Raw genomic sequence first — 10478 nt, 5'->3', positions numbered from 1 at the left:
GGCGCCGCCCCGCCCCTGAACGACCGGCCCCCGAGACCCCCGCCCCGACCCAAAAAGAACCCGATCGCCCGGCAGGCTTGTGCCGAATCCCGTCCTCTCCCATACGGTGGCCATGACCCCGACCGACATCACCGAGACTCCGGCTCCCGCAGCCCGCCCGTCGCTCGCCGAGACCTTCTCGGTCTATCTGCGGCCGCGGGTGCTCATCGTCATGTTCCTCGGCTTCTCGTCGGGACTGCCGCTGGCCCTGTCGGGCTCCACCCTCCTGTTCTGGATGCGCGAGTCCGGGGTCGATCTCGGCACCATCGGCCTGTTCGCGCTGGTCGGCACACCCTATACGTTGAAGTTCCTCTGGGCCCCGGTGGTCGACGCCCTGGACGTACCCGTGCTGTCGCGCCTGCTCGGCCGCCGCCGCGGCTGGCTGGTGCTGACCCAGATCCTGCTGATCGGTGCGATCGTGCTGCTCGGGGCCTGCGATCCGGTCCGGGCGCCCTGGCTGGTGGCGCTCGGGGCGCTCCTGGTCGCCACCGCCTCGGCCACCCAGGACATCGTCATCGACGCCTTCCGGGTCGAGAGCCTGCCCGAGAACGAGCAGGCCGCCGGCATGGCGTCCTACGTCGCCGCCTACCGGATCGGCATGCTCGCCTCGACGATCGGCGCCTTGTTCCTGGTCAGCGGCTTCGAGGCGCTCGGCTTCGTCCGGGCCTCGGCCTGGACCTGGGGCTACGTCGCCATGGCGGCCCTGGTGGCGATCGGCATCGTCACCACGCTGCTCGCCACCGAGCCGGCCGGCTCCGACAGGGCCGTGAACGATCCCGAGCACCGCATCGAGAACCGGGCCCGGCGCGTCATGGTGGCGGCGGTCGGCGCCTTCTCCGAGTTCCTCACCCGCGACAGCGCCGTCCTGGTCCTCGCCTTCGTGATCTTCTTCAAGTTCTGCGACGCCTTCGCCGGAGCCATGACGGCGCCCTTCGTGATCGACCTCGGCTTCTCGCGCAACGACTACGCCGCCATCGTCAAGGGCGTCGGCCTCGCCGCCACCCTGATCGGCGGCTTCGCCGGCGGCACTCTCGCGCGGGCTTATCCGCTGGTGACGGCGCTGTGGATCGGCGCGCTGCTGCAGAGCGTCTCCAACCTGGTGTTCGCCTGGCAGGCGATGGTCGGCGTCGATCTCTGGGCCCTGACCGCGACCATCATCGTCGAGAACTTCACCGGGGCGATCGGCACCGTGGTGTTCGTCGCCTACCTGTCGGCGCTGTGCAACAATCCGCTCCATACCGCGACGCAATATGCGCTGCTGACGGCGCTCGCCGCCATCGGCCGCACCTACCTGTCGTCGGGGGCCGGCTTCATCGCCGAGGCGACCGGCTGGATCACCTTCTTCATGCTCAGCGCGGTCGCCGCGATCCCGAGCTTCGTCCTGCTCGTGTGGCTGCAGCGCCGGGGGCATTTCGTGCGGCTCGCCGAAGGGGTCGCGGCCAAGCGTTCTGCGCAGGACACCTAGGCGTTTGGGGCGGTTCCGCCCCGCTTTCCAACCCGCGGCCTTTCTGGTTTACCCGAAGCTGCCACGCGCGGCATCCGTGTCCGCTTCGCCGGCACGGCCGTCGCCACGCGACCCGGCCCAACAGGCAACAGCCTACACAATCATTCGGGGGAGATGTTCCGTGAAGCAGGTCGAAGTCGCAGTCATCGGCACCGGCTGGATCGGCGGCATGCGGGCCGAGACGCTGTCGCGCTCGGCGCTGGTCGACAAGCTCCATATCTGCGAGATCCGGCCCGAGCGGCTGGCCGAGATGAAGAAGCTCACCCGGGCCGCGACCGCGACGCTCGACTATCAGGACGTCATCAGCAATCCGAACATCTCGATCGTCTATGTCTGCACGGCGCCGGAGCCCACCCATTTCCCGATCGCCCGCGACTGCCTGAAGGCCGGCAAGCACGTGCTCCTGGAGAAGCCGATCTCGCTGGACTTCTGGGAGGCCGACGAGCTGATCACGATCGCCAAGCGCAACGGCGTCAAGTTCACGATCGGCTACTCGCAGCGCTTCAACGCCAAGATCGCCTACGCCAAGAAGCAGATCGCCGAGGGCAAGCTCGGCGACATCGTCTCCGTGATGGTGAGCCGCCATCTGTCGCGCAGCCTCGGCGCCAAGATCGCCGGCCGCACCAAGCTGTCGCCGGCCGCCATGGAGTCGACCCACGATCTCGACTTCGTGCTGTGGATGCTGGAGCCGGCCAAGCCGGTGCGGGTCTACTCGCAGGGCGCCTACGGGGTGATGAAGCCGCTCAACGGTTCCTACGACTGCATGTGGAACACCATCACGATGGACAACGGCGCCGTCGTGGTGGTCGGCGGCGGCTGGAACCTGCCGCCCGGCTATCCCAACTACTCGTCGACCTGGATCGAGATCACCGGCACGGCGGGCGCCCTCATCCTGGACGGGACGTATCGCGACAACTGGCTCAACACGGTCGAGGGCGGCACCCGCTACCCGATGTCGACCATGCCGGGCGAGCAGGTCGACCACATGTATGCCGGCCAGCTCGGGCCGGAGACCATCCACTTCCTCGAATGCTGCCTGCTCGACCGCCCCGTGATGGTGCAGCCCGTCCACGCCCGCTTGGTGATGGAGACCTACACGGCCGCCGATCTCTCGGCCGAGCGCAACGAGCCGGTCGACATGCCGCTCAACAACGAGGCCCTCGCCCGCATCGCCGAGTGGGACCGGCGAAGGTAGGAGAGGCTGCAGCGTTTCCGTCCTCCTGCAAGTCTCCCCGTCCTCCTGCAAGCTCTCCCCGTCATCCTGAGGTGCCCGGCGAAGCCGGGCCTCGAAGGATGCCGGCCACGCCCGGGCCGTCGCCCTTCGAGGCTCGCCCGAGGGCTCGCACCTCGGGGTGACGGACAACAAGAACGGCCGGGCTGGGGCCCGGCCGTTCTGCTGTCTGCTCCGCGGCGCGCAGGGCTCAGCGCATCCGGCCGAACCCGCCGCCGCCGAAGCGCATGCCGCCGCCGCCGCCCATGCCCATGCGGGGGCCCATGCTCACCGGCCGGGCGACCATCACGGGCTTTGCCATCATCGGCTTCGCCATCATGGGGCGCGTCATGATCGGCTTGGCGACGATCGGCTTGGCGACGATCGGCTTGGCGACGATCGGCTTGGTCACGATCGGGCGGACGATCGGCTTCGGCGTGTCGAGCACGGGCCGGCCGATGATCGGCTTGCCGGGCAGCGGCTTGACGACGGGCGGCAGCACCGGCGGCTTCACCACCACGGGGCCCTGCGGCAGGGCGCCGTGCCGGCCGAACGGGCCGCGGTCGATGAACGGCCGGTCGATGAACGGCCGGTCGACGATGACGGGCGCCGAGACGACCGGCGCCACCATCGTGGTCACGGCCGGGGTCGGGTCGATCAGGGCCTGACGGGTCGGGCCCGAGAGGTCGGCGCGGCGCCGGATCGTCGGCGTGCCGCAGGCGCGGTCGCGGGATTCGGCGCCGAGCGAGCGGCCGGTGCGGTCGATCAGGCGCTGCGCCGTCACGGCATAGTCGCTGGTCGGGAACTCGGCCAGGAACGCCCGGTAGGCCGCGGCCGTGTTGATGGTCGCCGCCTCGTGCCACGCGACCAGCTCCTGGCGCCGGTCCATCAGGCCGCGCACCCGCGGCGTGAAGACCTCGGCCGGGAACAGGTCCAGATAGGCCTGGTAGGCCTCGAGCTGGTCCTCGCGAATGACGATCTCGTAGGCCTCGCGCGCCGACTTCTGCTGCAGCTCGCCGCGCCAGCCGTCGGCCGAGCGGGTGAGCGGGCCGCCGCCGAGCGAGGCGACCTGGGTGCCGGCCGAGGCTCCGCCGGTCGCCGGTCCGGCCGAGGCGCTGGTCACGCCGGTGGTCTCGGCCGGGCCCTTGAAGAACGCGAAGTCGCCGGTGAGCGAGGAACTCTCCCACGGCGTCTGGCGGCCGTCGGTCGCCTGGTGCACGGCGTAGCGGACCCGCTTGAACGCCTGCTCGATCGGCAGCCCGGGTTCTCGCGCGACGCCGAGGAACGCCGACGTGTAGGGGCTGTTCTTGCCCTCGCCGTCCTCGGCCTCGGAGCCGGGCGCGGTGGCGTAGGACACGATGGTGCCGTTCGGCGCGTCGACGATGGCGAGCCCGCGGCCGCTGGCCTTGCCGATCTCCGAGAACGGATTGTTGCGGCAGGCGTCGAGCATCACGATGCGGGTCTTCACCGGCACGGCGGCGAGCGCGTTCATCAGGTCGGCGAGCCGCATGGTCTGCAGCGGCACGTCGGATTCCCGGCTGATCTGCGCATCGACCGGGACCAGATAGTTGTCGCCGTCGACCTGCAGGCCGTGGCCCGCGTAATAGACCAGCGCGACCGTGTCGGAGCCCTTGCCGGCGACCTTGCGGGTGAAGTTGCCGATGGCGCGGCGCATCTCGGACTGGCCGAGATCGCGCGCCGTGATCACCTCGAAGTCGGCGGAGCGCAGCAGATCCGCCATCGCCTTGGAGTCGTTCGCCGGGTTCGGCAGCGCCGGCACCGACTGATAGGACGAGTTGCCGATCACCAGCGCGACGCGGCTCTCCGCGAAGGCACTTCCGAGACCGCTGACCGAGACGAGCGCCACGGCACCCGCGAACAACCACGACCGACAGGACATGACCGCACCTCGTGACATCGTCGCTCCTCCCGATCGGATCGCCGCCGCGTGTCGCCGGCCGGTCGACCCGGTGCTGCTCCGACGGTTGGTTCCGTCCGCGAGCCCACGGTTCGCATGACCGGCAGAATGGCGGCGGCCGGGGCGGCGGCTCTGTGCGTCGCCTCACACGGAGCGCCGTTCTCACGCACCCGTGACGGGGAGGGCGCCGGGACGGACGCGTTCGGACGCTGCAGTGCAGCATGCGTTTCGACCGGCGCTCGGCGTCGGGCCCACGGCCGAAGGCGGGGCGCGACGTGAGATCGACCGCGTGGGTCTGGTTGTAATTCTCAGATAACGACGAATTGTTGAGTCACGGGCACCCCCGGCGTCATGTCGCGGCGCGATGCTGTTGCCAATCGCAGGCGGCCGCGCGAGGCTTCCATCGACCAGACGTCGCGGGTCCCCCGTCCCGCGAGCTCCGGCAAGGGCGCGTCCGGGTCACCCCTCGCGGGGCGCCGACAGCAACCGCGACCGCGGGTGACCGCGACCAAAGTGTGAGGAATGGCCGTCTTGTGGCGCCGGCCCTCCACGGCCTATTGATTGAGGAACGAGGAAACGGACGGCGCGGCCGGGGCCAGGCCCCGAAATCAAATGTCCGCCGCGGAGGGAGCAGCAGATGACGGGAAAAGTGTACGAGGTTCCGGCCGACTGGTCGAAGCGGGCCTATCTGGACGACGCCGCGTATCAGGAGATGTACAAGCGGTCGGTCTCCGACCCGAACGGCTTCTGGGGCGAGCAGGCCGGGCGCATCGACTGGTTCAAGCCCTTCACCAGGGTCAAGAACACCTCCTTCGATCCGCACAACGTCTCGATCAAATGGTTCGAGGACGGCACCACCAACGTCGCCCACAACTGCATCGACCGCCACCTCGCGACGCGGGGTGATCAGGTCGCGATCATCTGGGAAGGCGACGATCCCAAGGACGATCGCAAGATCACCTACAAGGAGCTGCACGCCGAGGTCTCGCGCTTCGCCAACGTGCTGAAGGCGCGCGGCGTCAAGAAGGGCGACCGCGTCACCATCTATCTGCCGATGATCCCCGAGGCGGCGTTCGCCATGCTGGCCTGCGCCCGCATCGGCGCGATCCACTCGGTCGTGTTCGGCGGCTTCTCGCCCGACAGCCTCGCCGGCCGGATCGAGGACGCCAAGTCCGCCGTGATCGTCACGGCCGACGAGGGCGTGCGCGGCGGCCGCAAGGTGCCGCTGAAGGCCAATGCGGATGCCGCGGCGACGCGCGCCGGCGGCGTCGACACCATCCTGGTGGTCCGCCGCACCCATGCCTCGGTGCCGATGCAGGCGGGCCGCGACGTCTATTACGACGACATCGCCAAGACCGTGCCGGCCGACTGTCCGTGCGAGGAGATGGGCGCCGAGGATCCGCTGTTCATCCTCTACACGTCGGGCTCGACCGGCCGTCCGAAGGGCGTGCTGCACACCACCGCCGGCTATCTGGTGTTCACCGCGATCACCCACCAGTACGTCTTCGACTATCACGACGGCGACATCTACTGGTGCACGGCCGATGTCGGCTGGGTGACGGGCCACAGCTACATCGTCTACGGGCCGCTCGCCAACGGCGCCACCACGCTGATGTTCGAGGGCGTGCCGAACTATCCGTCGAACTCCCGCTTCTGGGAGGTGATCGACAAGCACAAGGTCGACATCTTCTACACGGCGCCGACCGCGATCCGGGCGCTGATGCAGGCCGGCGACGAGCCGGTGAAGAAGACGTCGCGGAAGAGCCTGCGGCTGCTGGGCTCGGTCGGCGAGCCGATCAATCCGGAGGCGTGGGAGTGGTACCACCGCGTCGTCGGCGAGGACCGCTGCCCGATCGTCGACACCTGGTGGCAGACCGAGACGGGCGGCATCCTGATCACGCCGCTCCCGGGCGCCACCAAGCTGAAGCCGGGCTCGGCGACGCGGCCGTTCTTCGGCGTGCTGCCGCAGATCGTCGACGCCGCCGGCAACCAGCTCGACGGTGCATGCGAGGGCAGCCTGTGCATCGTCGATTCCTGGCCGGGCCAGATGCGCACCGTCTACGGCGATCACGAGCGCTTCGTGCAGACCTATTTCAGCACTTACGTGGGCCGCTACTTCACCGGCGACGGCTGCCGCCGCGACGAGGACGGCTACTACTGGATCACGGGCCGGGTCGACGACGTGATCAACGTCGCCGGCCATCGTCTCGGCACCGCCGAGGTCGAGTCGGCGCTGGTCGCCCATCCCAAGGTGTCGGAGGCGGCCGTGGTCGGCTATCCGCACGACATCAAGGGGCAGGGCATCTACGCCTACGTCACCCTGATGACCGGCCAGCAGCCGTCCGAGGAGCTGCGCGCCGAGCTGGTCGCCTGGGTGCGCAAGGAGATCGGCCCGATCGCCTCGCCCGACGTGATCCAGTTCGCGCCGAGCCTGCCGAAGACCCGCTCCGGCAAGATCATGCGCCGCATCCTGCGCAAGATCGCCGAGAACGAGTTCGGCAATCTCGGCGACACCTCGACGCTCGCCGATCCGACCGTGGTCGACGACCTGGTCAACAACCGCCAGGCCTCCAAGCGCGGCGCGGCGTAATGTCTCGGGAGCCGGCGGTCACCGTGGGGCGTTGAACCAAGCGTGACCGCCGGCCCACTCCTCAGCGTGGACACCGGAGCGGGAAGGCGGTACGATTTCGGCAACTCAGGAGGGTGCGATGATCCGAAGAATGATGATCACGGGCTTCGTGCTGGCTGTAACGCTCGCCACGAGCGCGACCTGGGTATTGGCCAAGGCGGGGGCCGGTGGGCCGGTTTAAAAGCGCAAGGGCGGTCGCTCACTGTGAACAGGCGCTTTCGTATATGTTGAAATGCGCGGCGATGTAAGGACCGTATTCAGTCACATTTGCCTTCTCGTAACTGTCTTTTGACCGTGCCAGGAGCGATCGAATCCTGGCACAACGGTCTTTGCTGAAGTCGTTGCGAATAGCCCCGAGAACGACGTCCCGCATCGCCAGCGTATCGTAAGTGTCTCCGATGGTGCGGAGCCAAGTTACTGCCTGCCTAGCCATCGGGTCCAATTTTGGTGCGAGTTTTCTTTGCTTTGCTATTTCGGTTTCCAGATTTGTCTTATTGATCCCTGCAACGAGTTCGCTGATCGACTCGGAGTCGATCCATTTATTCAATTCATACGCTGCGCCGCCTTCAGAAACCCCTTCGAGCATTGCGATCTCATGGGGCAATAGCCGTCGCCCATCAAGCCAGTCGGCAATGATGCTGTAAAGAGAATCATTTACGATTGAAGCGCGTACACGCTTGTAATGGTCCACTACATTTTTCAACTGTTCCGACCGTCGATCGCCTTGAATCGACCGATTCTCGCTATCACGGCGCGCGCTTTCGACATGTCTCAATAGTTCGTCGACGAGCGAGATTGCTTTCTTGCAGTCCTCCACTGTTTCGTTCGATGGCCGGCGTGCCTGAAAGCGAGCAATCACGCGTGCGCTATAAACATTGATCTGAGCAACGATCGCACTGTTGCTTTGATGAAGGTGAGGCCGGATATTATCAAGGAATTCTAGGCCTTTATCGACCCGTGAAGTCCAGGAAATGAAGCTGCTCACGAACGAGACGGCATATCCCGTCGCCGCAAGCGTTTCAGGCGACATGGCCGGGTCGCCTGAAACCTTCTTTGCGTATTCCTCTAAGATCGATTCATTAAAGCAATTTTGATCGCATGTAATTTTTGAACTGATTGTTTTTATAATTAAATCTATTACTGCTTGACGGTCGTCGCATTCGATTGCCTGCGATGTCAGAAAGTCGTTGGTGCGTCCTAAAATAACGTAAGTATCTTTAATTACGATCTCTGCTTGACGTTTCGATTTCTTCTGGCCCTCCGGAGTTGTGTCCGCCATTAGAAACAGGCGGCCCCACCCCTCTGCGGCCCTAGCAGCCTGGCCATGCAGGTCGGTGTGAAAAAGATCGAAATGTTCCGATAGGCATTTCCCAAGTTTGGCTAGCGGAATCGCGATCTCGTTCATGAAGCGATTGTTGTCGTTTTGAAATGGGTCGGCATATCCGAGGCGACTATTTACGGCAGCTTGGGCCGGGCCACTAAGCTCTTTTGAAAGCCAGTCGTAATTCGCCCAGCCTGCTACGGAAATTCTTTTTTCCGGGCCAGCAATCGTCTGCGTGAACACCTGGAGCGATTTCGAGGTAGCGCTGGCGAAGCGTGCCTCCACACCGGCGACCTTGAAGCTCTCGACCCTGGTGATGAGTTCCGGGAAAAAAATCTGAATGGTCGCCAAAGCGACGAGAGTCACAGCGGCAATCCCGACAATGCTGGTCAGGGAAATCACCGCGCTTTTAGCTCCGGAAGACTCTGCCGCAGAGGACGAGGGCTTCTTTTGTCCTTCGACCCGACGCGGCTGCACCAGACGTCGAAGGAGCGTGATCCCGGCTGGCAGCCTGTGACGCACGGCGACCAACAGCGCTCCGAGGGCGGTGGCGACAATGCCGCCCAGGACCTTAGGTGCCGAAAGATGATCCAAAGCCCTCACGAAAGGTGAGGACCAAGCACCGGTCTGGAGGCCGTACACGCCGCCGACAAAAATCACGGCGACTGCCAGGGTGACCCCGAGGAGAAGGTAGTACGCCCAGCGATTGCGCCGAACTCGCCACTGGTGACCCTCGGCAGGGTTCAGATGATTGACTAGGTACCAATTCCAGCCGGTCTCAAAGAGCCAAGCCGTCGATGCACCGAGAAAGAAGGCAATCAGAAGCATGGGATCAACCACTTTTCGGGGATGGCGATCATGCGAGAAACGGCATCGCGAGACAATTAACGGTTGCGTTATCCCGGCATGGACGATCGACTCGTCCCCGTTCTTGTCGAACGAACATCCTGACCTGCCTGAGCAGAGTTCAGGAGGTCACTGCCCTGCCGAAGGGAGCTCGTTCAGTGGCAAGCCAGTGCCGACGCTCTTGTCGTCATCGCTCCGCGGCTCGCGTAAATCCGCCACAGCAACTGTGACGCTTTTGCTGCACCTGACGTTTACTTCAATCACGAACGCTTTGAAGGGGTTGCCCCGCACATACCGAATATCAAATGGTGGCGCTGTTTCATTCGTGGGCGACGGGCCACGGCACGGACGTCGACAGCATCTGATTTCGGAGGGGGAGACATGGCACGCTTCGAGTCACGCTTGGCCGCCGTCGCGGCCGCGGCCGGCATCGCGCTCGCGATGGCGGCACCGCAGAGCGCGTCGGCGCGCGAGCAGGTGGCGTTCAGGGACGCCAGCTACTCGGCCGGCACCATCGTGGTGAAGACGCACGAGCGCCGGCTCTATCTGGTGCTCGGCGACGGCACCGCGCTGCGCTATCCGGTCGGCGTCGGCAAGGCCGGCAAGCAGTGGGCCGGCACCAGCCGCATCACCGGCAAGTACGTGAAGCCCGACTGGGCGCCGCCCGCCGAGGTGAAGCGCGACAACCCGCGCATCCCGGACCTGATCAAGGGCGGCACGCCGCAGAACCCGATGGGCGTCGCGGCCATGACGCTGTCGGGCGGCGAGTACGCGATCCACGGCACCAACGTGCCGCGCTCGATCGGCGGCTACGTCTCCTACGGCTGCATCCGCATGTTCAACGAGGACATCACGGACCTGTACAGCCGCGTCGGCGTGGGCACCACCGTGGTGGTCCAGCGCTGATCAGGCTCCCGTCCTGAGAGCCTGACCAAAAATTGAGTGAGTGATTTCGGGGGGCTGTGATTCCGTCGGATTTGCGAGATTCGATGGAGAGCACGATGCCTTGGA

The 10478-nt window shown here is 65.7% G+C and carries 6 protein-coding genes; 4 read left to right on the top strand and 2 right to left on the bottom strand.

The window, feature by feature from the left end; genetic code table 11:
* Window positions 1–112 precede the first annotated feature (112 nt).
* Both CH341_RS18880 and CH341_RS18875 read left to right on the top strand, forming a co-directional pair.
* Entirely contained in the window at window positions 113–1504 is a 1392-nt protein-coding gene (locus tag CH341_RS18880) for an AmpG family muropeptide MFS transporter (protein ID WP_111420541.1), read from the top strand.
* Between the two features lie 160 nt (window positions 1505–1664).
* A complete protein-coding gene (locus CH341_RS18875) occupies window positions 1665–2738 on the top strand; it encodes a Gfo/Idh/MocA family protein (protein WP_111420540.1) in 1074 nt (357 codons plus the stop codon).
* Between the two features lie 226 nt (window positions 2739–2964).
* On the opposite strand, the gene CH341_RS18870 is transcribed toward CH341_RS18875, so the two are convergent.
* Window positions 2965–4653: a caspase family protein gene (locus CH341_RS18870; RefSeq protein ID WP_170149709.1), complete on the bottom strand. Its 1689-nt coding sequence runs from the start codon at window positions 4651–4653 to the stop codon at window positions 2965–2967.
* Between the two features lie 655 nt (window positions 4654–5308).
* Between CH341_RS18870 and acs the strand changes: the two genes are divergently transcribed.
* Complete coding sequence (acs, locus tag CH341_RS18865; protein ID WP_111420538.1) at window positions 5309–7261, top strand: acetate--CoA ligase; 1953 nt, start codon at window positions 5309–5311, stop codon at window positions 7259–7261.
* Window positions 7262–7499: 238 nt separating this feature from the next.
* Here acs and CH341_RS33780 read toward each other — a convergent pair whose 3' ends face one another.
* Window positions 7500–9449, bottom strand: coding sequence for a hypothetical protein (locus tag CH341_RS33780; RefSeq protein ID WP_146604536.1), 1950 nt, complete (start codon window positions 9447–9449; stop codon window positions 7500–7502).
* Between the two features lie 399 nt (window positions 9450–9848).
* Here CH341_RS33780 and CH341_RS18860 point away from each other — a divergent pair, with 399 nt between their 5' ends.
* A complete protein-coding gene (locus CH341_RS18860) occupies window positions 9849–10373 on the top strand; it encodes a L,D-transpeptidase (protein WP_170149708.1) in 525 nt (174 codons plus the stop codon).
* Window positions 10374–10478: the final 105 nt, after the last annotated feature.

This window comes from Rhodoplanes roseus (assembly GCF_003258865.1).
Lineage (GTDB): Bacteria > Pseudomonadota > Alphaproteobacteria > Rhizobiales > Xanthobacteraceae > Rhodoplanes > Rhodoplanes roseus.
Note: the sequence above shows the minus strand (reverse complement) of the source record. Positions and strands in the feature narration are given on the sequence as shown.